This is a genomic window from Mesorhizobium sp. CNPSo 4688 (assembly GCF_057784295.1).
The window spans coordinates 267,893-292,539 of sequence record NZ_JBWLUY010000001.1 but is presented as its reverse complement, the minus strand read 5'-3'; the positions used below and the strand labels follow the sequence as shown (position 1 = coordinate 292,539).

19 protein-coding genes, 1 tRNA gene and 2 pseudogenes are annotated in these 24,647 nt (G+C 59.7%); 10 read left to right on the top strand and 12 right to left on the bottom strand.

Annotated features, from left to right (window positions below; all coding sequences use genetic code 11):
- Position 1: 1 nt before the first annotated feature.
- The 6 genes from AC04SH_RS01520 to AC04SH_RS01495 all read left to right on the top strand — a co-directional run bounded on the left by AC04SH_RS01520 (position 2) and on the right by AC04SH_RS01495 (position 5,624).
- A complete protein-coding gene (locus tag AC04SH_RS01520; RefSeq protein ID WP_488573679.1) occupies positions 2–916 on the top strand; it encodes a carbohydrate ABC transporter permease in 915 nt (304 codons plus the stop codon).
- Positions 917–918: 2 nt separating this feature from the next.
- A complete protein-coding gene (locus AC04SH_RS01515; RefSeq protein WP_192253790.1) occupies positions 919–1,206 on the top strand; it encodes a DUF2160 domain-containing protein in 288 nt (95 codons plus the stop codon).
- A 77-nt stretch (positions 1,207–1,283) separates the two neighbouring features.
- The gene (locus tag AC04SH_RS01510) at positions 1,284–3,011 is read left to right on the top strand and encodes an ABC transporter substrate-binding protein (protein ID WP_488573678.1); all 1,728 of its coding nucleotides are present in this window, start codon (positions 1,284–1,286) and stop codon (positions 3,009–3,011) included.
- Between the two features lie 59 nt (positions 3,012–3,070).
- Positions 3,071–3,595, top strand: a complete 525-nt coding sequence (locus tag AC04SH_RS01505) for a hypothetical protein (RefSeq protein WP_488573677.1) — start codon at positions 3,071–3,073, stop codon at positions 3,593–3,595.
- Positions 3,596–3,606: 11 nt separating this feature from the next.
- Complete coding sequence (glpK, locus tag AC04SH_RS01500; RefSeq protein WP_488573676.1) at positions 3,607–5,100, top strand: glycerol kinase GlpK; 1,494 nt, start codon at positions 3,607–3,609, stop codon at positions 5,098–5,100.
- A gap of 44 nt (positions 5,101–5,144) precedes the next feature.
- A complete protein-coding gene (locus AC04SH_RS01495) occupies positions 5,145–5,624 on the top strand; it encodes a DUF6882 domain-containing protein (protein WP_488573675.1) in 480 nt (159 codons plus the stop codon).
- Positions 5,625–5,723: 99 nt separating this feature from the next.
- On the opposite strand, the gene AC04SH_RS01490 is transcribed toward AC04SH_RS01495, so the two are convergent.
- Positions 5,724–6,191: a BA14K family protein gene (locus tag AC04SH_RS01490; protein WP_488573674.1), complete on the bottom strand. Its 468-nt coding sequence runs from the start codon at positions 6,189–6,191 to the stop codon at positions 5,724–5,726.
- Positions 6,192–6,520: 329 nt separating this feature from the next.
- On the opposite strand from AC04SH_RS01490, the gene AC04SH_RS01485 reads away from it, so the two are divergent.
- The 3 genes and pseudogenes from AC04SH_RS01485 to AC04SH_RS01475 all read left to right on the top strand — a co-directional run bounded on the left by AC04SH_RS01485 (position 6,521) and on the right by AC04SH_RS01475 (position 9,283).
- Positions 6,521–6,596, top strand: a tRNA-Lys gene (locus AC04SH_RS01485).
- A 499-nt stretch (positions 6,597–7,095) separates the two neighbouring features.
- On the top strand, positions 7,096–7,905 hold the full coding sequence (locus AC04SH_RS01480; RefSeq protein WP_488573673.1) for a hypothetical protein: 810 nt from the start codon (positions 7,096–7,098) through the stop codon (positions 7,903–7,905).
- A pseudogene (locus tag AC04SH_RS01475) lies at positions 7,905–9,283 on the top strand (virulence-associated E family protein). Before AC04SH_RS01480 ends, AC04SH_RS01475 begins: the two are co-directional and overlap by 1 nt.
- 477 nt (positions 9,284–9,760) lie before the next feature.
- Here the strand turns inward: AC04SH_RS01475 and AC04SH_RS01470 are convergent.
- Both AC04SH_RS01470 and AC04SH_RS01465 read right to left on the bottom strand, forming a co-directional pair.
- Positions 9,761–9,850 (bottom strand): annotated as a pseudogene (locus tag AC04SH_RS01470) (IS21-like element helper ATPase IstB); the annotation flags it as partial.
- A 76-nt stretch (positions 9,851–9,926) separates the two neighbouring features.
- Positions 9,927–10,187: a hypothetical protein gene (locus AC04SH_RS01465; RefSeq protein WP_488573672.1), complete on the bottom strand. Its 261-nt coding sequence runs from the start codon at positions 10,185–10,187 to the stop codon at positions 9,927–9,929.
- 58 nt (positions 10,188–10,245) lie between these two features.
- On the opposite strand from AC04SH_RS01465, the gene AC04SH_RS01460 reads away from it, so the two are divergent.
- A complete protein-coding gene (locus AC04SH_RS01460) occupies positions 10,246–10,461 on the top strand; it encodes a hypothetical protein (protein ID WP_488573671.1) in 216 nt (71 codons plus the stop codon).
- Positions 10,462–10,683: 222 nt separating this feature from the next.
- Here AC04SH_RS01460 and AC04SH_RS01455 read toward each other — a convergent pair whose 3' ends face one another.
- The 9 genes from AC04SH_RS01455 to AC04SH_RS01415 all read right to left on the bottom strand — a co-directional run bounded on the left by AC04SH_RS01455 (position 10,684) and on the right by AC04SH_RS01415 (position 24,319).
- The gene (locus AC04SH_RS01455) at positions 10,684–14,280 is read right to left on the bottom strand and encodes a DNA/RNA non-specific endonuclease (protein WP_488573670.1); all 3,597 of its coding nucleotides are present in this window, start codon (positions 14,278–14,280) and stop codon (positions 10,684–10,686) included.
- A 416-nt stretch (positions 14,281–14,696) separates the two neighbouring features.
- Complete coding sequence (locus AC04SH_RS01450) at positions 14,697–15,938, bottom strand: hypothetical protein (RefSeq protein WP_488573669.1); 1,242 nt, start codon at positions 15,936–15,938, stop codon at positions 14,697–14,699.
- Positions 15,935–17,167, bottom strand: coding sequence for a hypothetical protein (locus tag AC04SH_RS01445; RefSeq protein WP_488573668.1), 1,233 nt, complete (start codon positions 17,165–17,167; stop codon positions 15,935–15,937). The genes AC04SH_RS01450 and AC04SH_RS01445 overlap by 4 nt, the downstream gene beginning before the upstream one ends.
- Positions 17,168–18,057: 890 nt before the next feature.
- A complete protein-coding gene (locus AC04SH_RS01440) occupies positions 18,058–19,167 on the bottom strand; it encodes a redoxin domain-containing protein (protein ID WP_488573667.1) in 1,110 nt (369 codons plus the stop codon).
- A gap of 494 nt (positions 19,168–19,661) precedes the next feature.
- On the bottom strand, positions 19,662–20,981 hold the full coding sequence (locus AC04SH_RS01435; RefSeq protein WP_488573666.1) for an epoxide hydrolase family protein: 1,320 nt from the start codon (positions 20,979–20,981) through the stop codon (positions 19,662–19,664).
- 377 nt (positions 20,982–21,358) lie between these two features.
- On the bottom strand, positions 21,359–21,985 hold the full coding sequence (locus AC04SH_RS01430) for a VOC family protein (RefSeq protein ID WP_488573665.1): 627 nt from the start codon (positions 21,983–21,985) through the stop codon (positions 21,359–21,361).
- A 241-nt stretch (positions 21,986–22,226) separates the two neighbouring features.
- Complete coding sequence (locus tag AC04SH_RS01425) at positions 22,227–22,463, bottom strand: tautomerase family protein (RefSeq protein ID WP_488573664.1); 237 nt, start codon at positions 22,461–22,463, stop codon at positions 22,227–22,229.
- Between the two features lie 42 nt (positions 22,464–22,505).
- Entirely contained in the window at positions 22,506–23,216 is a 711-nt protein-coding gene (locus tag AC04SH_RS01420) for an SDR family NAD(P)-dependent oxidoreductase (protein ID WP_488573663.1), read from the bottom strand.
- A gap of 176 nt (positions 23,217–23,392) precedes the next feature.
- Positions 23,393–24,319 (bottom strand): response regulator transcription factor, encoded by a 927-nt coding sequence (locus AC04SH_RS01415; RefSeq protein ID WP_488573662.1) that lies wholly within the window; start codon positions 24,317–24,319, stop codon positions 23,393–23,395.
- Between the last annotated feature and the right edge of the window lie 328 nt (positions 24,320–24,647).

Here is a 24,647-nt window from a genome sequence, read left to right as displayed (position 1 = left end):
GATGAGCGGCGCCAACGAGAGAGCTGACCGAGTGAGCGAGACGACAGCCGAGGGCAAACTGGCGAGCACGCTCTCGCAGGAGCAGGTCGCCCGGCTGATGCGCAAGCGCGGCGAGGAATCGCGCTGGTGGTGGATCGTGCCGACGGTCTACATCATCGTGCTTTTGCTGCCGATCTACTGGCTCATCAACATGAGCTTCAAGACCAATGCCGAGATCGTCTCGTCGCTGACGCTCTATCCGCATGCGCCAACGATCGCCAACTACGTCACCATCTTCACCGACGCCTCCTGGTATTCGGGCTACATCAACTCGATCACCTATGTGGTGATGAACATGGTGATTTCGGTGGCGGCCGCGCTGCCGGCGGCCTACGCCTTTTCGCGCTACCGTTTCCTCGGCGACAAGCATCTGTTCTTCTGGCTGCTGACCAACCGCATGGCGCCGCCGGCGGTGTTCGCGCTGCCCTTCTTCCAGCTCTATTCCGCCTTCGGCCTGATCGACACCCATATTGCGGTGGCGTTGGCGCACTGCCTGTTCAACGTGCCGCTGGCGGTGTGGATCCTCGAAGGCTTCATGTCGGGCGTGCCGAAGGAAATCGACGAGACCGCCTATATTGACGGCTATTCCTTCCCGCGTTTCTTCGTGAAGATATTCATGCCGCTGATCGCCAGCGGCATCGGCGTCGCCTGCTTCTTCTGCTTCATGTTCTCATGGGTGGAACTGTTGATCGCGCGCACGCTGACCACCACTGATGCAAAGCCGATCGCCGCTACGATGACCCGCACGGTCTCTGCCGCGGGCATGGACTGGGGCCTGCTCGCCGCTGCCGGCGTGCTGACGCTGATCCCAGGCGCGCTGGTCATCTGGTTCGTCCGCAACTACATCGCCAAGGGCTTCGCCCTGGGGAGGGTGTGACCATGAATCTCGACCTCACCTGGATGGCGTGGACGTGGCCAACGGCGGCGTTCTTCGGCACCATTCTTTTCCTGCTGTGCGGCATGGCGGCCTGGGAATTCGTCTCGCCGGGCGGCAATCCCCGTGTCGGCGTGCTGCGCTTCGAGACGACGCGCGGCGATCGCCTTTTTCTTTCGCTGCTTGGCAGCGCCTTCATCCATCTCGCTTGGCTGGGTCTTGTCGGATCCAACCTGTGGTGGGCTCTCGCTCTCTCCGTGGTCTACGCCGTCGGCGTGTTCCGCTACGTATAGAGGGGGAAACTGTTGGAGCGACCGCGTGCCGGCGGCCGCTCCAGATCGCACTTGAAACCTAAATGTGGAGGAAACCTATGCGACGGCAATTTTTAACATCTACGACCGCGCTTGTCCTGTTGCTCGGGGCAGGCAACGCCTATGCCGGAATGGACGAGGCCAAGGCGTTCCTGGACAAGGAAATCGGCCCGCTGTCGACGCTTGATCGCGCCGGACAGGAAGCCGAAATGCAGTGGTTCATCGATGCCGCGAAGCCTTTCGCCGGCATGGACATCAAGGTCGTCTCCGAAACCATCGCCACCCATTCCTATGAATCGCAGGTGCTGGCGCCGGCCTTTTCGGCGATCACCGGCATCAAGGTGACGCACGACACCATCCAGGAAGGCGACGTCGTCGAGAAGATCCAGACCCAGATGCAGACAGGTCAGAACCTTTATGACGCCTGGGTCAACGATTCCGACCTGATCGGCACGCACTGGCGCTACCAGCAGGTCCGCAACCTGACCGACTGGATGGCGGGCGACGGCAAGGACGTCACCAACCCGAACCTCGACCTGAAGGATTTTATCGGCACCTCCTTCACCACGGCGCCGGACAAGAAGCTCTATCAACTGCCCGACCAGCAGTTCGCCAACCTCTACTGGTTCCGCTACGACTGGTTTAACGACGAGAAAAACAAGGCCGACTTCAAGGCCAAGTACGGCTACGACCTTGGCGTTCCCGTCAACTGGTCGGCCTATGAAGACATCGCCGAGTTCTTCACCGGCCGCGAGATCGACGGTAAAAAGGTCTATGGCCACATGGACTACGGCAAGAAGGATCCGTCACTCGGCTGGCGGTTCACCGACGCCTGGCTGTCCATGGCCGGCAACGGTGACAAGGGCATTCCGAACGGCCTGCCGGTCGACGAATGGGGCATCAAGGTCGACGAGAATTCGCGTCCTGTCGGCTCCTGCACCGCGCGCGGCGGCGACACCAATGGCCCGGCTGCCGTCTACTCGATCCAGAAGTACCTTGACTGGCTGAAGGCCTACGCTCCGGCTGAGGCACAGGGCATGACCTTCTCCGAATCCGGACCGGTTCCGGCGCAGGGCGCGGTTGCGCAGCAGATCTTCTGGTACACCGCCTTCACCGCGTCGATGGTCGACGCCGGCGCCAAGGCGGTGATGAACGACGACGGCACGCCGAAGTGGCGCATGGCCCCGTCGCCGCACGGCGTCTACTGGAAGGACGGCATGAAGCTCGGCTATCAGGACGTGGGCTCCTGGACGCTGATGAAGTCGACGCCGACCGACCGCGCCAAGGCCGCCTGGCTCTACGCGCAGTTCGTGACCTCGAAGACCGTCGACGTGAAGAAGAGCCATGTCGGCCTGACCTTCATCCGCGAGAGCACGATCCACGACAAGAGCTTCACCGAACGTGCGCCGAAGCTCGGCGGCCTGATCGAGTTCTACCGCTCGCCGGCCCGCGTCCAGTGGTCGCCGACCGGCACCAACGTGCCTGACTATCCGAAGCTGGCACAGCTCTGGTGGCAGGCGATCGGCGATGCCTCGTCCGGCGCCAAGACGGCGCAGGAAGCCATGGACTCGCTCTGCGCCGAGCAGGAAAAGGTCATGACCCGCATCGAGAAGTCGGGCGTCCAGGGCGATATCGGCCCGAAGATGGCCGAAGAGCATGACCTCGCCTACTGGAACGCCGACGCGGTCAAGAAGGGCAATCTCGCGCCTCAGCTGAAAATCGAGAACGAGAAGGAAAAGCCGGTCACCATCAACTACGACGAACTGGTGAAGAGCTGGCAGAAGTAAAATTCTGCAACTACAGTTTGCCGGGGCATGGTGCCCCGGCAAACGTTTCGGAGCGGCCGGTGATTTCCTCGCTTTTTCGGCGTGCTGAACGTTGGACTCCAGCCACGACGAGTGAAAACGGCGAGCCGCTTTTCACGGCGAATTTCGCGCTCGAATTGGCCAGGTTTCACCTTTCAAACCTTGGGGATGAAAGGGAAGCCACGGCAGAACCTGCCTCGGATCGATTGAAGCAAATTCTGGAGAATCCGGAGTTGCGGCTGGCTTATGAACTCGTTCCTGAGATCATTGCGGAATACGCGTTGCGAAAGCTATCCGCTCCCAAGGCCTTTGAGTACATGTTGAGCGGTCGAAATGGGCAGGCCTATACCTTCAAGGTCGCCAGCCATCCAATTGTTCGATCGGTTCACGACAGCATCGCACGCGAGCTTCTGCCTGCGTCCGCTGTGGAAACGATTGCAAAAGCCTCCAGCTATGCAGACGCGGTTTCCAATGCGTTGAATGCGGGTGAGGCGCTGGCAGATTTGACCGTTTGCACTGCACCGATCGGGCTTGGCCTTCATCGAGGCAGACTAGAAGTTAGATAGGGTTGCCGAACTTGACCAAACACATCCTTGCGATCGACCAGGGCACGACATCGACCAGGGCGATCCTGTTCGACGGCGAGATGAAGGTTGCCGGCAGCAAGCAGCAGGAATTCACCCAGCATTACCCGGCCTCCGGCTGGGTCGAGCACGACCCGGAGGACATCTGGGGAACCGTCGTCGCCACGGTCAAAGGCGCGCTGAAGGCCGCCGGCCACGAGGCCTCGGATGTCGCGGCCGTCGGCATCACCAACCAGCGCGAGACCGTCGTCATCTGGGACAAGGCGACGGGCAAGCCGATCCACAATGCCATCGTCTGGCAGGACAGGCGCACCGCGCCGCTCTGCCAGAAGCTGAAGAAGCAGGGGCTGGAGAAAAAGTTCACCAAAAAAACCGGCCTGCTGCTCGATCCCTATTTCTCCGGCACCAAGATCGCCTGGATGCTGGAGAAGGTGAAGGGCGCGAGAAAACGCGCCGAAAAGGGCGAATTGCTCGCCGGCACCATCGACAGTTTTTTGATCTGGCGGCTGACTGGCGGCAAGGTTCACGCCACCGACGCCACCAACGCCTCGCGCACGCTGGTCTACAACATCGAGAAAAATGTCTGGGACGACGAGCTGCTCTCCATCCTGCGCATCCCGGTCGCGATGCTGCCGCAGGTCAAGGACTGCGCCGACGACTACGGCGTGACTGAAAAAAGCCTGTTCGGCGCCGAGATAAAAATCTTGGGCGTCGCTGGCGATCAGCACGCCGCAACCATCGGCCAGGCCTGTTTCGAGCCGGGCATGATGAAATCGACTTACGGCACCGGCTGCTTCGCGCTGCTCAACACCGGGGCCGATCTGGTGCGTTCCAAGAACCGGCTTTTGACCACCATCGCCTACCGGCTGAACGGCAAGACCACCTATGCGCTGGAAGGCTCGATCTTCATCGCCGGTGCGGCCGTGCAATGGCTGCGCGACGGCATCAAGGTGATCGGCAAGGCCGAGCACAGCGGCGTGCTGGCTGCCGAGGCAGATCCTACCCAGAATGTCTATCTGGTGCCGGCTTTCGTCGGCCTGGGCGCGCCGCATTGGGACGCCAAGGCGCGTGGCGCCATCTTCGGTCTGACCCGTAATTCAGGCCCGGCGGAGTTCGCCCGCGCCGCACTCGAATCCGTCGCCTACCAGACGCGCGACCTGCTCGACGCCATGCGTAAGGACTGGAAAGGGGCTTCGGCGAAAACCGTGCTCCGCGTCGATGGCGGCATGGTGGCCTCCGACTGGACCATGCAGAGGCTGGCCGACATCCTCGACGCGCCGGTCGACCGTCCGACCATTCTGGAGACGACGGCGCTGGGCGCCGCATGGCTCGCCGGCTCGAAGGCGGGTGTGTGGCCGAAGGCGAGGGACTTTGCCAGGAGCTGGGCGCTCGAGCGCCGCTTCAAGCCGGACATGGATGCGACGCTGCGCTCGGCAAAACTGGCGGGCTGGCGCGATGCGGTGCGCAGGACGCTAAGCGCGCAATAGATCGACGGACCGCGAAATGATTGGGCTTTGCTGAGCGAGGGAGCATGAGAAGTCCAGATTGGTATCCTGCTTGGCGCGACGAGGCTATCGACCAGTTGAACGCGAAGAACAAGCGGCTCGAGGGCGACTTCCGCCTGGGTAGCTGGTCCCGCTACGACTACGATCTGACAACCGGAAAGCTTCTCTTTTCAGACCAGAACATCGTCAGAGTTGTCGCCGAAATCCAGATTGCAGGTAGCACCAGCGCGAAGGCCAGCAACTGGCTTTGGGCCTGGTCGAACTCAAACCTGCCTAGCAAACTGCTTGTCGATGCAAAGCTGGTTAGATCGTTCGGAGAGAAGAACGGCATTGACGAGCTGGCGCAGGCCTATGTGACGGATGCCCAAGACGATCTGGAAGTGCTCGGTTGGGAATTGTCCGCGACCATGGTTCGAATTTGCGACGCCCTTGGAGCTTACCGGTCTCCACGCGGAGAAGGCGGTGGTCTCTATCTGGTCTTGAAGACCATTGGTTGGGCGAGTTGAACTGAATCGCCGTCCCCTGTGACAAGCCATACAGAAAGCCCGCGCCATCTCGGCGCGGGTTTTACTCATACTCGTCAGCTACTGGTACTTACCCTTGGATCAATAGGGCGAATTGCACTGCCGCCGCGGACCGTAATTCGGCTGGTAGGTGTTGTCCGACGCGCGATACGACCGGTAGCGGTCATAGCACCACTGCACATGCGAATCGCCGCCCCGGTAGACGCGGTTCTGGTTGTTGTTGACGATCGCACCGGTAATCAGCGCGCCGGCAATGAATGCACCAGCTGGGAACCAGAAATCGCCGTGACGGCGATAGCCGTGGCGGTAATGGCGCGAGCCGCGATGGCCGTTCCAGTAGGCGCCGTCATTGTTGCTGCGCGAGAAATTGCGGTCGCCGTTGAAGTTGCGGTTTCTCATCCACGGCCTGTAGTCGACCGCCTGCACATCGGACGAAGCCGACGGGGCCTGCGGCGCAATCATTTGCGTGGCGCCGGCCGGCATGGCCGCGGATACTGCGAAAGAGGCTGACAATGTGGCCGCCAGCATACCCGATACGATCTTGTTCACGATCTTCTCCTTTAAAGGGGGTGGTTGACGTCCCTTGTGCGGGGAGAACGGCCCGGCGGTGCGAAGGTTCCCCGCCAGAACATTAAGTTGCTGATTTGCAATGTTTCTCCAGTCAACCGGAGAAGAAAGGACCCATCTCGCGCGCCCGCAGATTTTGAAGCGGCGACCTCATTGCGGGAGCGGCTCACCGGGCGTCCTGCCAAGGCAATTTGCGGGGCCCAAGCCGATGGCAGAAACCTCGGTGAAAGGGCCTTCTTTTTCCGGTTGACCGGTCGCGGCACTCTCCCTATGTTCCGCGCAATTTCGAGGGCGGCCTTTAGAGCCCGCGGGAGCGCGTAGCTCAGCCGGTAGAGCAACTGACTTTTAATCAGTAGGTCATGGGTTCGAATCCCATCGCGCTCACCAAAAACTATATAATAAAATCAGATATTTACATGTCTTCTGCGCTTAAAGTGGAAGGGCTTTCGCTTCTGCACGGGTAACGCCGTGGGTAACGGATTTCACTTTGCAAAAAGTGTTTGGACTTAAATCTCTTGGCCATCGAGTGGGCAAAAACGACTCTCGCATTGTGGGTAGGAGGTGTCACAGCGATTTTGATACCCTGTGTTCATCAAGGTTGAACAAGGAGATCCCGCCGTGACCACCCCACTATCCCATCGTTTGCTACCCGCCCATGAGATGAAGATCCGAGTAGGGGGCGTTAGTGACATGACCATTTGGCGATGGTTACGAAAGCCCGGTCTGGACTTTCCTCGACCTGTCAACATTAACGGGCGCAACTACTGGCCCGAAGCTGAGCTCGCTGCGTTCATCGATCGCCGCCGGGTTCGCACCTAACGCAACATGAAGGCCCGCGTGGCTGCAACCAGCGGGCAGCATTCACCGCACATTCAGAAGAAAACCGATGGCAATTCGTACCCAAACTGCGTCCAGCGTGCAAGTCGCTGGCGACGCCCAGACCGTTTGCACACCGCAAACACCCGACATCAGGCCGCCGGGAGGATTGGAACGTCTCGCCGCTTCCGGCGTGGATCTATCGGTAGAGCAAGTTCAACAAATCCAGTGCTCCCAAGCCGCCGGCATCGATCCGAAGATACCGATTACCTATGCCTGGCCCACGGCAGTCGAGAAGCTCCGTGGGGGCGCCCTGCATATCACCGGGATCACGAAATGCAGCCTCTGCACGCGACTGCATTTTACGGGGCTCAATGCTGATCCTTTGCGAGTACCGGAATGCAGTTACGGTTTCCCGCCCTTTCATGGCGGTCGCGAGAAACCACACCTGGTCCGAGTTGTGCCCATCCTCGATGTTCTGCCGGACGAGATAATTTTTGAGATGAAAGCGCCAACGGCTGATTTAGCGACTTACTGCAAACTTGCGCTCGAAACACGGGAGCCTGCCCCGGCCAGATACGCCGCCTTGGCGAGCGACGTTTCTGATCTACGCAGCTTGGCGACCTATCAACGAACTACGCGGTGGCAGCGTCATCACAGCAAACTGGCTTTTGAAGCGATCATACGGTCAAGGGTACTGGAAGAGCGGATTTGCATCATCGCGGAAAGCTCGGACCTTCCGGAGCCGCAACGGACGTACAGTGCGCGGCGACAGGCGCTCGCACAGTTCGTTCACGGCTACGGGCCGGGAAAGATCCGCCTGCGCTTCGGTCGTGCGCTGTATGCCACCCTTAAGGCGGCAGGACGGGGTGAGCTTTGATGATGAGGCCCTCAAAAGGCGACGCTTCGTTTCCGAAGCCAAATCAGCCCAGACAGTCGGCATTTATGAATCGTGTCAACGGCATTGCGTCCGAACGCGAACCCAGCCACCAAGTCACGCGGTCGCCTGTCAAAGGCAAAGGCCTTCCGCCAGACGGCCCAGACCAAAATTGGAAGTCACACCTTGTCGTCAATGACAAAGGCAAGGTTCTACCCGGGCTTATCAATGTGGCCTTCGCATTTCGCAACGCGCCTGAACTGCAGGGAGCAGTCGCCCTCGACCAAATGAGCGGCAACATCGTGGTGCGAAAGCCGTTGCCGGCCGTAGGCCCACCTAGAGCTTCCGACAGGGCCATAGATGATTCCGACGTTATCAGCTTGACCGAATGGCTGCAGGGAATGGAGCTCCCCGGGGTGCAGATAAAGACTGTTCAAGAAGCGATAACCTTGATCTCGCGCGAGAACGGTTTTCATCCGGTGCTCAATTATTTTGACAGCCTGACATGGGATGGTACCCCGCGCGTTGATGGATGGCTCAGCACCTATCTAGGTACCGCGAATACTGAATATGCGAGGTGTGTCGGGCGGCTATGGCTCGTCTCTGGCGTAGCCCGAATAGCGGAACCGGGTTGTCAAGCAGACCACATGCTTGTTTTGGAAGGTCCTCAAGGCGCCAGAAAGTCTACCGCCTGTAAAATCTTGGGAGGAGAGTGGTTCACGGATCACCTTCCGGAAGACTTGCGTGGGAAAGACTCTTCAATTGCGATGAAAGGAAGTTGGATTATTGAGATCGCGGAGATGCATTCGATGAACAAAGCCGACGCGGGGCTCTGAAGGCATTTATCACGCGCACGACAGAACGCTACAGACCGCCGTACGGCCGTTTCGTAGTGGAAGAGCTGCGCCAGTCGATCATGATCGGTACGATCAATCCAACTTCCGGCGGCTATCTTCGCGATGCGACCGGTGCCAGGCGGTTCTGGCCCGTGACCGTAAACAATATTCGCATCGATGATCTCCGGCGCGACCGCGATCAGATTTGGGCGGAAGTTGTACACCTTTATCGCAGCGGCAACGCAAAATGGTGGCCGGACGACGAATTTGAGCGCAGATACATTCTTCCCGTCCAGTCCGAACGATACGCCTTTGACGCATGGGAGGACAAAGCCGTTGGTTTTCTGGATACCAGGTCGTCAACTACGATCATGGATTTTGCTCGCGATGTCCTAGATATGGATGTCTCTAAGATTGGCCGGATCGAACAAAACCGAATCGTCAAAATCCTCACCAACTACGCCTGGGTGTTGGGTTCGAAAGATACGAAAACACGTCGACGATTGTTTATGAATCCAAATGTAGCGAAGGAACGCGAAGGGTAGAAGCCTAACCCTTCGGGATTAAGTGGTTGAATTCCCAATGCTTCGAAGGGATAAAGGTGTCATGCATAGCTTGCGTCCAAACTGGATCACTAGAGCCATCAGGAAACATACTCGATAAGTATGACTCAAATCTGCCTTCGTGCCTTCGAAACGCAATAAACTCAGTTGTTTAGGTTTGGCTAGGCCGCCTGCTGCCCTTCGCAATGGCTTCGAGGGCGGCCCTACTAATATTCACGGGTCCTTCGGGGAGGGTGGGTTGTGCGCGGTCCACTGCATCTCACGTTCCCGCTAGCGTCAGAAAGTCGGAAAAGCATACCGTCACTACGCGCCACGAATACGCACCGCTACATAACGCATTGATGTTCTTGTGAAGACAGCGCGTTTCATATGATGGCGGTCGGCCGCTTGAATGGCATTTTGAGCGTTTGGTGACACTGAAGACTTTCATCGAAGCAACGACAGCTTTGCGCCTCATTCCAGATCAACGACGTTCAAGTAGCGGCCCCGAGAACCGTTGCGGATAAGGGCACGGGCGACGCCGAAGGCGAGATGCGACTTGCCGGTTCCGGGGCGCGGGCAACACGCGAGCCGAGAATACGGCCACAGAGGCAGCAATCAAGCAGACTGGATGTTGAATTGACGTTCAGCTGTTAAAAGCAGGTGCAGATGGCGGCGGCGGGCCGAGCTTCCAAATCACGGCAGGAAAGTGGTTTTCCGACGGAAACAACACTTCGATGCGGCCCGGCAACGCCAGGGCGTTCAGGGTAAACTGGTCGTTTATGTCGGTCAGAATCGTGCCGAGCGGCACACGCTGATCGACCAAAGCGCCGTCCGGCTGAATGGCGCTAACGTCGATGAACGCGGGCGTTTCCGCCTCGTCACCTTTATGGAACGCTTCGGTCATGTCAAATTTGCCAGAGAGTGTCGCCGTCGCGGCTTTGCCGGGATCCAGGACAAATGCGTTGGACCGTTCAAAGTGGACAGTTCCGGATCCTGTTGCCGACATTGGCGAGAACGACTGGAATGTGAAAATTGCCTTCGTCATCCAGGGACACGTCAGCGACGGTCAACTTCACCGATCGCACGACATGGAAGTAATTAAAGAACGGGGTTACGGACGCCACGACAATCGCGATCGTCGCGGTGACAGCGGTGTAGGGAATCTGGCTAAGCCTTGATCGCAACTTCTCAAGCATCGTCGTAATGTCCCATCCCCCGGCGCTGGAGCTTGACGGTGCGCCCAGAGCAAACGCAGCGTCAAGTTGCGGCATCATTACTGGCGAGGACCGTGGCAGGTGCAAGCGGCCGACCGCACTTGAACATCGTAGTCCAAACGACCAATTTGGGGTCAGAAGCCGAGGGGCGGCTATCCGCTCCACGCCAACAGCAGCGAGCCAGCGTCACGATTGCATGCGAGCGATTCGGACGATTTCCTCGCCATTCGGCTTGCTGAACTGATCTGCCTGGCGCAGCCCCTCGGGAAATCGGATCGTGTTGCCGAGGCGCTCTTCGAGCGTGGAGATTGCGACCATCCTCCGCCGCCACTCGCGGGTCGGCTCGAACTCGAAGGCAGACGGTTCCATCGCTTCGTCAACAGCCGGGGTTTCTGGGCGGAGATCGCTCAGATCCTGATCTAGGACAAAGGCGAAGGCCTGCAACGACCCCGCCTTGGCGGCGACAACAACCTTCCAGTAGCTTCTGGGGATCTTGACCCGAAGCGGACCGTCCTCACCCACGCCGCGGAACTCGCGGTCCGTCTGCTGAAAGATCGGGCCGGCGAAGACGCAATAGGTTTCCACCTTGGCCTGCATCAGCACGAAGTTTTCGAGATCTCCCCAATTGTCGACCCCTCGTGCCGATTGATTGTAACCTGACACCTGAGGCGAGCAGTTGGTGGTGTGGTAGGTATCGCCGTTGGCCCGCTGAATCTGAGCGAAGGAATTACCGAAGCAAACATCGTCGCGCCGCACGACGTGGCCTTTATCGAACGCGCCCCGATCGTTGCTGTAGAATTTGTCGGGCAGTTGATGCGAGCTTGAAATTCGGGTTTCCGTGACCCACTCCTCTATATTGTTCGGACCAAGTCCGGTCAGTCCCTTGCGCGAATAGTCACGGCCCGGTTCGGGACGGCGGCTTGCCTGACGACCATCTACGTTTGAGGCGGTGAACAGCGCGAGGCGGCGCGACTTGTGCATGACGATGGAGAAATGCTCGTATGGGATTGCCTGGCGACCATCGGCCATAGTCGAAACGGTAGTGGGATCCGTTACTGTGGGAAGTGGGACCAAAAAATTAGGTCCGAGAAACGCCGGATCATAGCCGGCTCGGGATGCGTAGTTGCGGTCGACGATTGGCTGCTTGGGCGTGAGCCGCTCGAGGAGGTCTGTCCGGGCGCTTGTCGTTGGAGCAACCGGCCGCGCCTGCACCGCGTCGGGAGTTCCCAGCCTGACGGAAATAGTGAGAGGCACGTTGAAGACGATTTCGCCGGCTATCGTGCTCTGAGCCGGCGAAGCGGTTCGCGAAGCATTCGGTTCGTCGAGTGCGCTGGACGTGCCTGATGTCATTGGTTGGGTGTCTCCCGGCGAATTCACGATCGCGACCGGGCTCAGCTGGGTCTCCGGCGCCAAAATCGGAGGCGTCAGCAGTTGGTCGAGCAGAGTCTGTTGTTGCGACGACAGGCTGGTGAGACTGCGGAGCCGGGCGATGATACTGCTGATTCTGGCACCTTCGTTGGCGATCCATTTTACCGCGGCTTCGCCCATGTCCGGCGTCCATATCCGATCATCGCGGCTTAGAATTCGGCCATTGGCATCCCGGGCGGCCACGCCGGAATGATGAAGTGCGATCATTTCCCACTGATTGTTGAACACTGGCGACCCCGATGAGCCAGGCAGGGTGTCCGTCCGGTAATGTAGGAAATTCTCGAGCCGATCGATCAGTTCGTTTTGCTGAAGCGCGATCTGTTTTGGACGCCCGTCAGGATGCTGGACGATGTTAACGGATTCGCCGAGCACCACCTTGCCGAGCTCTTCAGTGAGGCGATTGAAGCCGAAATCACCGATCGAGGACCGGCCATCGTGCGATCGCTCGGTAACGGCGACGATGGTGAAGTCGAGATCGGCATCTGTGTAGAAGAAGATGCTAGGCTCGAGCCTGAAGACGCTGAGGGGGAGCGGCCGCCCGTCCTCCCCGGTCTCATAGTCAAACTCCACCTCGGAGAACTGCGCCGCGAGAGCGTCCGGAAACACGTGATTGTTGGTCATGACCAGCCGCGGCGATACCAGCGAAGCCGTGCCGAACCCCAGCGTCGCGCCCGACGGACCGCGGACGACGACGCGCGCGACTGTGCGAGAGACCTTGGTGCCGATTTTCAGGAAGGCGGTACCTAGCAGGTTGTCGCCGCCGATGATCCGCTCGAGAACGATAGGATCGACTGTGCCTAGCATTTCGAGCTGATTTCCGCCAGGCCCACCGGCCAGGATATCGCGGACGCCGGGCTGCGATAGCACGCGTTGGCTCCGCAACGCGATCCTGTCTTGGTCATCGACCTCTAGCAGGCTTCCCTTCCGCTCCTTGGCCTTATCTATCTTTTCGATGTGAGCGGTTCGTTCCGCCGTGCGCTCAGCAAAGCGCTGTTCGGTGGCAGCGAGAACCGTTTCCGGCAACGCCAAGCTCGCTGCGGCCGGAGGGAGCGAGGGCTCCGCGACACCCTGTGTCTCGAGGGGCATTGTTGGCGTAGTTCCTCTTGGCTGGTGTAGGGTCGGCACAATCGCAGCGCCGTGCGGGTCGAGGCGCAGGGTAAGCAGGCCCAAGCTGGCTTCACCGCCGCGAAGGTCACGAACCAGCTCGCTGCCCGGCCTGTTTGGAGAAAGGCCGGTGTAGCTGAGCAGCTGCCGGTTATTGCTCGAATATTCGCAGAACTTGCGCAGCAATGCGGTCAGGCCGCGAGCTCGCTGCAGGGCGTCCCGACTGAGCGAGCTTTCGAGCGTTCGCAGATAGAGATCCAGCCGATCCATCGCGTAGCCGAGGCCCTCGGTGAACATTGGCAGCCCACGCCCGGAAAGAAGCAAGAAAGCGTCGAGCGCCTCGTCGTGCCTTCCCAGCCGTGCGAGATGCTCTCCGCGGACCACCGCCCCATCCGGCAGCCATTCGAATCGGTTTGAAAGATTCTTGGTCCAGCTGTCCGGCAGCCGGTCCAACTTATTGAATCGGAGCAGAGTATAGCCGCCGACGACCGCAGCGACCGGATCTTCGAATTTCTCCGAAAGCAAGTGGTGGGCGGTTGATGTCTGACCATCGCCGAGGCTGGTCTCAACCTGCTTGAGCTCTCCCATCGCGCGATAACGAAGCAGCGAGTTGGCGGCAGCACTGTCGAGGTGAACATCGATCGAGATCACGTCCACATCCGACGTCGGATTCCGCGGTGCCGCAAGTCTCGAAATCTCGACCAGGCAGCCATGTTCGGTAGAAACCGGAAGGGCGATATTCAGTGGCGGCCGGCCTGCCTCGATGACCTGCAGCGTGCATGGGCAGTCGTTGCCATTGACCGCGATCCGGATGCTCCGGTCTGCGACGCTCGCTATCCATGGCGTGTTGTCGACCACCAGGTTCGATTTGAAAGAGAGTGGGTTGCCGCGGAAGAAAGCGAGCTGAACGTCAAGCGGCCCGGAAGCGGCCTGCACTTCCGCTTGCGAAGCGATGGCCGGCGCTGTGACCGGTCCCGCCGGCCCCATGACTTCGAGGGCGGCAAGGCCGCCGCTCGCGGCGCGTGTTGGTGGCGGCGTACCTGACTGCAATGCGGCGAATTCGGCAAGTAGCAAGACGCTCTCCGACTCTCGCAGTGCGGCCATAGTGAAGTCGCTAGGAGCCGCACCCAGTGTTTCGAGGCCGTCCTGCCGGAAGCCGGAGCGAGCGTCGCGGGGTGCGGATTGGAACGTACTTGCGCCAGTGACGGTCGCTGCCGCGAACGCGCTGGCCGGATCCTGCGCCAGAGGCACGGGCGACCTCCAGGCCGCTTGGTCGACCGGCGGCGCTGAGCTGAGCGCAGTCTTGACCGGTAGGCCCATATACTCAGATCTCTCGTCCGTTTCTCTTGCGGACCGCTGCGACTCGCGGACAGAAAGCTGCACCTCGACAGGTTCAGGCGAGGGATTCTTCGGGATTTTCACCGCTCGCGACAGATCCTGGCCGCCTGGCAGGGAGGCCACAACATAGTATTGACCGGGCGGCAGCTCACGAACGGTCTGCGAGCTCGTGGTCCTAGCCATGACCGTGGAGTCGAGGGCTCTGACCTCAAGCGGGATTTCTAGGTCCCTCAACTCGTTCGAGTGAAAATCCGTGGTGAATTTGAGCGAGCCGGTCTTTCGACTCGGCCGGCCTCGGCGAGGGGTGGGTGGTGTCAGTCGCGTGGCGCTCATGACAGCCTCACCTTCGTCCGGCAACGCAGAGGCTCGACGGTGTGAGTGAATTTGTCAGCTTCACGCAGCCCGGCAATCTTCGGATTTACTATGGCACCGATCTCGTAAATTCCGGCGGGGACGTCCCTTCGGAAGGGGTGAGAATCGCGGTTCGACCTGAACTGCGCGAGTGCGGCTGGCGAGCCGCCCATCTTCAGTTCCACTGTGGTGCTGCCGAGCGCACGCGCTGGATCTACTTCGATCTGCAGTGGAACGATCGGCGTACCGCCGATGTGAGTAAGCACCGCATCGTTGCCGCCACCATCCATGGTCCAGCTCTGCTGGCCGCCATATTCCCGGTTGACCTCATCGAGCACGATCGGCAGGCCTTGGGCAATCGACTGCGTGGAGACATACCAGTGGTTTGCCGCCTTTCCACTAGCCATTCGGTCGGGCGGGAAAGCGGCCCGACCAGCGAGACAACGGAGCAGCGCTATGCTGAACAGGGTCTGGACTCGGGGAACCGCCTGCGCCTTGCCGTCAGGTGGCGAGGCGAAGAAGATCGGCGCCCTCCGATCGTCGAGGCCGCTTGCATGAACCTGGAAGACGTCTCCAGCACGCACATTCTCGAGCGAGAGGTTAGCCGGTGGCAGGTTCCGGCAAGCGTCGACGAAGTAGAATTGCGTCCGCGCGATGTCCGGGTGCGCTAACGAGGGCGCCATTCCGTTGCGCAACACGCTGCAGTCCACGGAATGCATCGACACCGGGCCGGTGTCGCCGAAGCTGTCGAGCAGCAAAGCCTGGTTATTGCGTGTGATCTGTATGCCATGGCCGGCGAAGTAGAATAGCGTGCTATGGTTTCTGTTGGTCGCGGCATCCTTCCGCCAAGCTTCAACCGCAAGCCGGAACATAGGCATAGAGCAATTTGGCGGGGCCAACGCGGCAATCCCAGGCGCACGTCCGGCGCTGTCCGATCGCTCTTCAGCCGAGGGCGTCAGCAACAGCCGACAGGTCGCTAGCGGCTGTTCGAGCAGGTCTGCCTGACTAGCGCTAAGCAACCAGTAGAACATGAGGTAGGCAGTCAGAGAGGTCGACGACAACGGCACCATGCCAAGCCCGTTCGCGCTCGGCAGTTTCGGATAGGCGCTGACGCCCGCGATCAGTACATGCAGGCCCGGCTTGGCCCCATGCTCATCCCGGGCGTCATAGACCAGGCATGGGTCCTCAGGTTTTCGCTCATGCGGGAGAACGATGCTCATACCCTTTGCTCCAGCTCTTTGGCGATAAGCTTGTAGAAGCTTGGCCGCTTGAAGTAGGCGCCATGTGCTTCCAGTGTGCTAGCTCCCGACTTGAACTTCAGGTCTTTGATCACGAAGCGAGGATCCGCACTCTCGAATACGGGCGCAACGAGGAAGCTCAGGACGTCAACGGGGTCGTAGACGTTGAGCCATGTCTTCACTCGCCCGCCGAACGGCTTGACCTTCGCCGGGGGGCCGAGTGCCGGGTCGCTCGCCAGGAACAGCTTCATCTCCTCGAACTGGCCGACCTGACCGCCGACCGAGATCCAGGCATCGACTTCCAATGCAGGATCGAACGTCGTCAGCAGATCGAACAGGATATTGCCGCCCATCGAATGGGTGATCAGAACCAGCGGCTCGCCGCTCTTACGTGCCTTGTGGATTTCATTAAGAACGAGCTTCGGGATAGGACCCGGAGATGCCCGATCTCCGCGACGCTGGAGATAGACGAAAACGTCGCCGAGGAACCGCCCTATCTGGGCGTGGAGCCGCGCCCGATAAGCATCAAGCGTGCCAGCCGAAAGTGCTCTTCCCGCTTTTGATTTTGCACGATCGAACAATTGCTGGATCCGGTCTTTCGCGCCGGTAAGCCAGGACGGGCCAAGTTCCTCAAGGTTGATGCTCTCCCCGGCGTCGGCGGGCTTGGCGGCAAGGCTGGCACGCTTGGTGAAGCGTTGATCGAGGCTGTCGCGAAGATCAAGCGCGGCGTCGCCGGAAGGCGCCGCTTGCACTTCAGCCACAATGGCGGAGTCCGCTGCAATCTCCTGCGCTGCGGCGAGCAGCATCCCTTCAAGCGCACCGTGCGCGTCGGCGTCCGGCGTGGGCCCGCGATCGATCAGAGGTTCCTCCGAATAGATAAGCGGCGCCAACACCGCCTCGAGAAGCGCCTGCACATCGCGTTGCGCGGCCGCTGCGATCGGATCGGCCGCACCGAGAGCCTCAAGTTCGCTAGCCGTCCCACATTGCTCCTTCAGCAGCATGGTCATTTCCAGGTCGGATTGGAAATAGCTTTGCGCCGCCCCGAGGTCCTCCAAGAGGCTGACGTTCGGCACCGTAGCCTGCGCCCAGGCATGGGCAACACCCAGTTCTCCCCAATACGGGTTGATGATTTTCAGCCCGCCATAACGCGGATTTCGCTGTGCCAAGGGTTTTAGGAGAAGGCTCCGGATCAGCTCGTCGCGTACGGCCACGTCGCAGTCGTAGCTTGGGTCATCTTTCCGAACACTGACGCCGTGGATGAAGCATACTGGCATCACATCCCCCGCAGAAAATGAAACCTTCCGCTCTAATAGTCGCGCTATGCCGGAGCGTCCAATATTATTGTGAAGTCTCGCTCAAACAACAAGTTGTTAGTGCTATACACGAAAGCAGGCTATATGTAGCGGATGAAGTCCGATAATGCAACTCGCATCAGTTCGTGGGGTTTCTTCACGCGACAAGAAACTCTTATCGCCGAGCCGGCGATCATCCCCGTCGTCCGGGGTGCAGCATCACTAACGGAGAAACGCGACCCGGCGCGCTCCGCGTCATTCCGACTGTCAGAGACTGCGATCTGATCCACATACTATGGCCCCCATCGCACCTAGTCCGCTGAACTCGCTGGCGCAGCGGTATCGCCGCCCCGCGACGACGCTCTGCTTGGCTAACCTTCTGGTACACGTCAATCTTGAGAGACGTTGGACGACGTATGGTCGGTCACTACGCGTCAGGTCATCCGAGCTGTCCGCTTCACAGGCGCGGTTGATGCAAGCGGCCAATCAACTCTCGGCCCCGATGTAGCCAGTCTGCAATGCGCCTCAAGCCGGACGTTTACGCAAGACTCGCCTTCGCTTCAAAGCGGACGGACTCAGCGCGCGTGGATGGCCGCAATGCTTCAAAATCAACGCTGCCCTATCCAAGCGGCCGACTGTCGGGCGCGCTGTCCGCGCTCTGGCCTTAAGAAATGGCGGGAGGGTGATGGTTTCGGCGACATAAAGCAGGAACCCTCGCGGGAAACGTCGACATTGCCAGCGACAACTTCGGGCGTGTTGGTCCGCTCGGCTTACTCGATATCGCGATCGAGGCCGAGCCGGGGGGCGGATCAGCCGAATGTGAAGCAGAAAACCTCGGCGCCTGGGGTGGGGAAGATGATTTCAAATTCGCGATCTTCGATCGGCCCCCGTTGCCTGATCAGTTGGTACAGACGCTGCTCGCTGACTATGCCGTTGCCCTTTGCGTCAACGTCAAGCCCGTGAGATCTGCCTGGTGGCTGACCATCGATCAGGACGCGGAATTTCACGGAGGCTCCGGGCGATGCCGGTCCCATGACAAGATTAAGATCGCGGGCGTGAAATCGGTACGTGATGTTGCCATTCGGTTCTTTTAATGAGGCGCCGTCGCTGCCCATCGTCCAGCCACCAGCGAGCGCCCATTCATTCAGGTGCAACTGGGCCGGCGGTTCATAGAGGTGAAGCTTGTTGCGCACGGCACCGCCCAGGGACGTGAAGCCTTGGGTGCGTTTGTAACCGACATAGTTTTCTGAAGACCTGAGATTGGCCTGGTCCGCGGCGGCCCCAAGACCAACGGCGTCGACCGACACCAGATCGGCGCCTATGCCTTGGGTGCCAGCCTCCGCGAGCAATCGCTTAATAATCCTTTCGGATTGTTCGTACGAGCCCTCGCCGAAATGGTGATCCCGAACGGTTCCTTGCGCATCGACAAAATAGAGCGCCGGCCAATAATTGTTGTTGAACTCGCTCCAGATCGCTCCCTCGCTGTCGACCGCGACAGGATAGTCGACGCCCAGCGCTTTCACCTGGCGGCGCACGTTTTCGAGGTCCTTCTCAAATCGGAACTCCGGCGTGTGGACGCCTATCACGACGAGCCCCTGGTCCTTGTACTTTTCCGCCCAGGCGCGGAGGTAGGGCTGTACGCGCATCCAATTGACGCAGGTGTAGGTCCAGAAACTGACAAGGACGACTTTTCCGCGGAGGGCAGCCGGCGTCAGTGGCGGGGAATTGAGCCACTCGTTGGCTCGCTCGATAGACGCCAGCTCCGATCGGCCGGCTATCCAGCCGAAAATGGATCCGTGGACGGATGAACTTTGCGGTGCCTTGTCGACCATCGGTTGCTCCTTCGCTTCGAAACTGCCGGCTGGCAGCCCAATTGCGTTCACAAACAAGAATGAGGCCAATAAGCTGTGCGCCATCATGCGGAAATCCTTCTCGTGGTCAGACTGCGGTCTCCGAATCTCGCTTCACCGGTTCGGCGAGCGGTTGTCTTTCTCGATCACATACGTGGCAACATCGGCCGCAGTGACACTGCCGACTTTTTCGCGGGGCATAAATAAACAGCACGCCTGCCTGCATGAATGATCTGTGACGGGTGGCCCTCGACCTCGTATTCTAATGAGCTTCCCTGGACGTAGACAATCTCATCGCCGGGATGCGGGTGCATGGGAAACGCCGCTCGGGGCGCGAAGTCTAGCCGCGTCTGAACGGCTTCCTCTCCGGACGCTGCAGGTCCGTCCGTGTTGTCCCGGGCATTTGATCCATCTGCTACGCCCGGCTTGTGTTGATCTCGATACCGCTTCCAGAGATCAACAAGAACGCACCAACCTTGCCGTACCTCATGTCAGCCTCTTACAACTCGTGACGCCGTTCTTCCCCGGCCATGTTCGGTCGTGTGAGATGTGGTGGAAGACAGTCAGGCCTGCCGAAGTGCCCGGAACGCCGCGCGAAGTTCCGCGCTGAACAATTCGGGCTGCTCCCATGCAGCGAAGTGTCCGCCCCTGTCGACTTCGTGGAAGTAGGTCAGGTTGGGGTAAGCACGGCGTGCCCATGTCTCTGGCGGCTTGTAAACGTCCTCGGGGAACACTGTGATGGCGACCGGGAGCGATATCTCGGAGGTCCTTTGCGCGGCCGCGAAGATGATGCTGCCGTGGGGGCCATTCTCCCAGTAGAGTCGCGCCGACGATGCAGCGCTGTTGGTGAGCCAGTACAGGGTGATGTTGTCCAGCAAGTCTTCTTTCGTTGGCGAGTTTTTCGGATCGGCACCGTACGACCAGTGTGAGAACCCGGGGTGCACGAGAACCCACGCCGCAAGGCCGGCCGGAGAATCCGTCGTGCCATAGCCGACTGTCTGGGGCCGCGCCGACATCATCGTGAAATAGGCCAAGTTCCCATTCTTCCCGGACATCATAAGCGCTTCTATGACTGCGCGCTCCTGATTGGAGATGCCTGCCGGCAAAGGCCCGCCGCCCAGTGCCGCGGCCGCTTCCGGCGGCACCGTTGCCGGCAAATTGACATGAATGCCGCGCAACCCGGGGGGAGACTGACGCGCCATGGAGTTGCAGATCGCACTACCCCAATCGCCGCCTTGGGCGACGTAGTGCGTGTAGCCAAGGCGTTTCATCAGCTCGGCCCATGCTCGCGCGATATGGTCGGGGTCCCACCCGGTGCCGGTCGGTTTGCCCGAGAAGCCGAAGCCGGGTAATGAGGGAATAACGACGTCGAATGCATCCTCGGCGCTGGCTCCGTGCTCTGTCGGATCGGTGAGGGGGCCGATGATCTTGAGTTGCTCGATAACGGATCCGGGCCAACCGTGCGAGACGATCAAGGGAAGCGCACGCTTTCCACGGGAACGAACGTGAATGAAGTGGATGTCGATCCCATCGATATTGGTGATGAACTGCGGCAGTGCATTCAGCTTGGCTTCGATTTTTCGCCAGTCGTAATCGCTGCCCCAGTACTGAGCCAGGCCCCGCAGGTTGGCCAACTGAGCACCCTGCGACTGATCGGCGACTGTCTCTTTGTCTGGCCACCGCGTGGCGGCGAGTCGCTTGCGAAGATCGACGAGTTCTTTTTTCGGAACGTGAATGTGGAAGGGACGGATGGCGTCGCTGGGGGCTGCTGCGCTCGGCAATGACGGGAGCAGCATTGCCATACCCGCAACCACCATGCCGGTCGTGACTGCCGCCAGAAGTCGGCGTCGATCCTGATTGATATCTTCCGCCATCTTATCCATTTTCCGATCCTCTGGTGTCGGTTTATTTCCCGGCAAGCTGTCGAGAGAGTAGTGTAAGTGAAAGAGGACCGATGCCGGTCGACGCCATCGCGCGCAGCGGGGAGGGGACCGGCAAGGCCGCCGGCCGGCATCGGCGAAGCTGGCCTTGTAATGTGGCCAGCGAATCTTGGAGACGATGGCCAGGCGTGCCGGCCACCATTTCTACGATGGCCATTCCGGCAATGACCGGAGATTATTAACCGGCCACCAGAATTCGGCGTAGGGCTTGCCGCGTCGTTGCACTCGTTCTTCATCATTTCCAGCAAGGCGAGATACTGAAACGTGACCCAAGCAGCCCGTCGGTGGCAAAGGCTGCGACCAGCAAGGCATCGCCGCTCTCATAAGGGAAGCGGCTTGCCTGCCTGCTCGGCGACCATATATTCGCTATACCATGCGGGCCAGTTCTCATCGCGCTGGCCGCCATTTCGCGCCTCATGCTCGCCATGCGCAACCGCCGCACGCTGCATTGCAGCCGCAAGCTCAGCTGGCGACGTGAACATCGTAACATTCGAGTCGACGCGCCCTGGCAATCGAGCGGTGACCTCTTGGAGCAGCCACCGGTTGCCATCCGGATCGCTGAAGGAGGCCAGCGAGCCATAGCTTGCCCGGTCGGGAGCTAGGCCGCCGACCGGACCTGCGTTGCCTCGATGGAATACCTCAGTGACCTTGACACCATGCTCCGCGAGTTCGGCGCGCGCTGCCTCGATGTCGGAGACGACGAGAAAAAGGACAGCCTCTTCGCCGAGATGTATCGATGATGGCGAGCCTGGGGGTGTGAGTTGGACGGCTCGAGAGCCGTCACTCCGGACAAAGTCCGCATCGATCCGCCAGCCCAAATTGCAATAGAAGTTCTTGGCGCGATCGATATCGGCAACGGGGATCACAGCGACCTCAAGCTTCATGTCGATTGCGCGCGCCTTCGGGATTTTGGTCGCGGCTTCACTGCTCGCCAGAATGGCGCTCATCTTTGCCTCCTTTGGTTGCGTGTTCAGATGCTCGGCCAGATTTGTCCGGCGCCGGGCCGAAAGCAATTACACGAAGGTCTTGGCGATACCTTTGGATTACTAGGCGCGGGTCAATGCCTTCCGTAATGCCGAGCATCCATACGGTGAGCCGGTGCGTAGATTCCGCGGATTAGACGGAGCGCCAACCCCCACCGCGCCTCTCCGTTCCTCGACAGTCCAGTCCCGGCCTCGATCAGCGGGATCAGCTTCGGGTCGCCGCGCGCACGAGCCGGTAGTCGAGCGTCGGCAAGCCACCCCAGCCCCAGTTGTCTGTCTCGATCTCCTCGATGATGACGAAAGTCGAGTCGAAGGGCTTGTTCAGGACATCGCGCAGGAGTTCGCTCGCGCCCTTGATCAGCGCCGCCTTCTCCTCCCTCGTGACGGATGTTGTTCCTGACTTGGTCCCTTCTCGGGTTACTTGAATGGTAACAATAGGCATGTTCTTGTCTCTTGATGAAGGTGGATGCGCAAAAGTCATTTCTTAGTGGCCGGCACTTTGCCCGCCATCTACGTGGAGGATGACTCCTGTCACAAAGGCCGCCGATTCCAGGTAGAGAATTGCTTCGACGACGTCGGCGATTTCGCCCATCCGCCCGACGGGGTGAAGGCCTCCCAGCCCTTCGTGCGTCTCGACAGGATGCATCGGCGTTTTGATGACGCCGGGCGAGACCGCGTTCACCCGAATGCCGCGGCTAGCATACTCGATGGCAAGCGATCTGGTCGCGGCGTTCAATCCACCCTTTGTCAGCACGGCGAGCGCCGCTGGGACGGCCGTATTTGGATGAGCGACCAAGCTCGTCGTAACCTGCACGATATGGCCGCTGCCTTTCTTCTCCATTTCGGCGACCGTTCGCTGAGTGATGTGAAAGAACCCAGCCATGTTGACACCCAGGGTCGCCACGAAGTCCTCCTCGGTGTAGCGGGTGAACGGCTTAGAGATAAAGATACCGGCGTTATTGATGAGCGTGTCGATCCGTCCGAACCGATCCACTCCTGCGGCGATGACGAGCTCGGCCGTCTTGGGATCGGCGATGTCGCCGGGCACGATCAGGATGTCGTGGTCGTCCGACCGCTCGATCGACCGCGCTGTTGCGACCACGCGGTACTTCCGACTGCGATATGCGTTGACGAGTGCCGCGCCGATGCCGCGCGACGCTCCGGTGATGACGGCTACCTTTTGATCGCTTTTCAATTGATTCTCCTTCCGATCGCTTTGTTAAATCGGTGCGATGAATGCTTGGGGGTGAAATCCAAGCTGCAGAAAGGGCGGCGCGAAATCGACTGTACGATAGTATCGCCGATACCTTTGACTTGGCCCACGCTACAAACCAGGGTTAGCAGTTGGGCCTTCCAAAGGTGGTTACTCCCTCAGAATGACCCAAACGTCTCAGCGAGTGTAGCTCTCTCATACAAGGCCAAGCATTGCGCCATATTCACTAGATGTGGAAGTGAGCGGGCCTTCATCTTTCGCATGACTTGGCTCCGGTGAGCCTTCACTGTGGGTTCGCTGATGCCGAGCTCAAAACCCACTTGCTTGTTCAGGAGGCCGGTGACGACCAGCGCCATGACCTCCTGCTCGCGGCAGCTGAGCGATGCGTAGCGATCTTGGAGCCGACTCAACTCCAATTCAAACTCGAGTGCGGTTCTGCTGCGCTCCAGCGCCTCGTCGATGGAAGTCAGCAACGCGTTGGAGTGGACGGGTTTCATCAGGAACTCAAATGCGCCCGCTTTCATCGCGCTAACAGCCATAGCCACATCGCCGAATCCCGTGACGAAGATGATCGGCGTGTCGGTCCGCTCGACAGTGACGAGTTTTTGCAGATCAAGCCCGCTGATATCCGGGAGATTGACGTCTAGGATCAAGCAGTTCGGAACATTTGGTCGCGGATGAGAGAAGAAAGCCTGGGCGGACTCGAAAATTTCCGTGTACCAGCCCGCAGAGCTGATGAGCGAACTAAGCGATTCGCGGACGGATGCGTCGTCGTCGACTACGAATACGACAGGCTTATCTTGTGGCATAGATGACTTGGCGTCAGCAGTTTTCGCCAACTGCACGCCTTGCGAGAAGTCGCCGACAACCTCCCGCATGGCCCGGCGTGTCGAAGCAGCGCACCGCCGTAAATGGACAATCGCCTCTTCGGGGACGCTGCGTGAGGCGGGGACCGGGGTATCGCCCTGAGTCTCGCCCGATCGGTCTTTTGCCACGGGGCATTTGACTGCCTTCGCAAAGAGGCCAATAGCACTGGCGGCTACCCTAATCGCACGGGCGTTGCGCCACTTGGGTTCGTTATCCATGGCGAGCTCCTGAATTCGGCGAACGGCTACCTGGTGAGGGAGCAGAGGGGTACGGTCAGTGCAGTGATGCAAGCGCGCCGGTGCGAGCAATAGTCGGTTGCATTCACCTAGTGAAGACATCTTCAAGTAGTTTTCTGGTATCCTAAGATTCTGCGCTGGATTCGCTATCCAACGATCGGAAGGCTTGCTCATATGAAAGGATGAGCTGGATAACGCGATTGCCGTTTCCCCCACGCACGCGATTTCCCGCTCCGATTTGCATGACGGACCGGGCTCACTATTCAGGTCAACCTGCTTGAGGTGACTTTAGGATGCGAGCGGGTGCGCA

Bases quoted from the DNA above. Each gene is read 5' to 3' on its own strand.
- AC04SH_RS01520 (WP_488573679.1), top strand. From the start codon at position 2: ATGAGCGGCGCCAACGAGAGAGCTGACCGAGTGAGCGAGACGACAGCC.
- AC04SH_RS01515 (WP_192253790.1), top strand. From the start codon at position 919: ATGAATCTCGACCTCACCTGGATGGCGTGGACGTGGCCAACGGCGGCG.
- AC04SH_RS01510 (WP_488573678.1), top strand. From the start codon at position 1,284: ATGCGACGGCAATTTTTAACATCTACGACCGCGCTTGTCCTGTTGCTC.
- AC04SH_RS01495 (WP_488573675.1), top strand. From the start codon at position 5,145: ATGAGAAGTCCAGATTGGTATCCTGCTTGGCGCGACGAGGCTATCGAC.
- AC04SH_RS01480 (WP_488573673.1), top strand. From the start codon at position 7,096: ATGGCAATTCGTACCCAAACTGCGTCCAGCGTGCAAGTCGCTGGCGAC.
- AC04SH_RS01465 (WP_488573672.1), bottom strand. From the start codon at position 10,187: ATGACCGAAGCGTTCCATAAAGGTGACGAGGCGGAAACGCCCGCGTTC.
- AC04SH_RS01450 (WP_488573669.1), bottom strand. From the start codon at position 15,938: ATGAGCATCGTTCTCCCGCATGAGCGAAAACCTGAGGACCCATGCCTG.
- AC04SH_RS01440 (WP_488573667.1), bottom strand. From the start codon at position 19,167: ATGATGGCGCACAGCTTATTGGCCTCATTCTTGTTTGTGAACGCAATT.
- AC04SH_RS01435 (WP_488573666.1), bottom strand. From the start codon at position 20,981: ATGGATAAGATGGCGGAAGATATCAATCAGGATCGACGCCGACTTCTG.
- AC04SH_RS01430 (WP_488573665.1), bottom strand. From the start codon at position 21,985: ATGAGCGCCATTCTGGCGAGCAGTGAAGCCGCGACCAAAATCCCGAAG.
- AC04SH_RS01425 (WP_488573664.1), bottom strand. From the start codon at position 22,463: ATGCCTATTGTTACCATTCAAGTAACCCGAGAAGGGACCAAGTCAGGA.
- AC04SH_RS01415 (WP_488573662.1), bottom strand. From the start codon at position 24,319: ATGGATAACGAACCCAAGTGGCGCAACGCCCGTGCGATTAGGGTAGCC.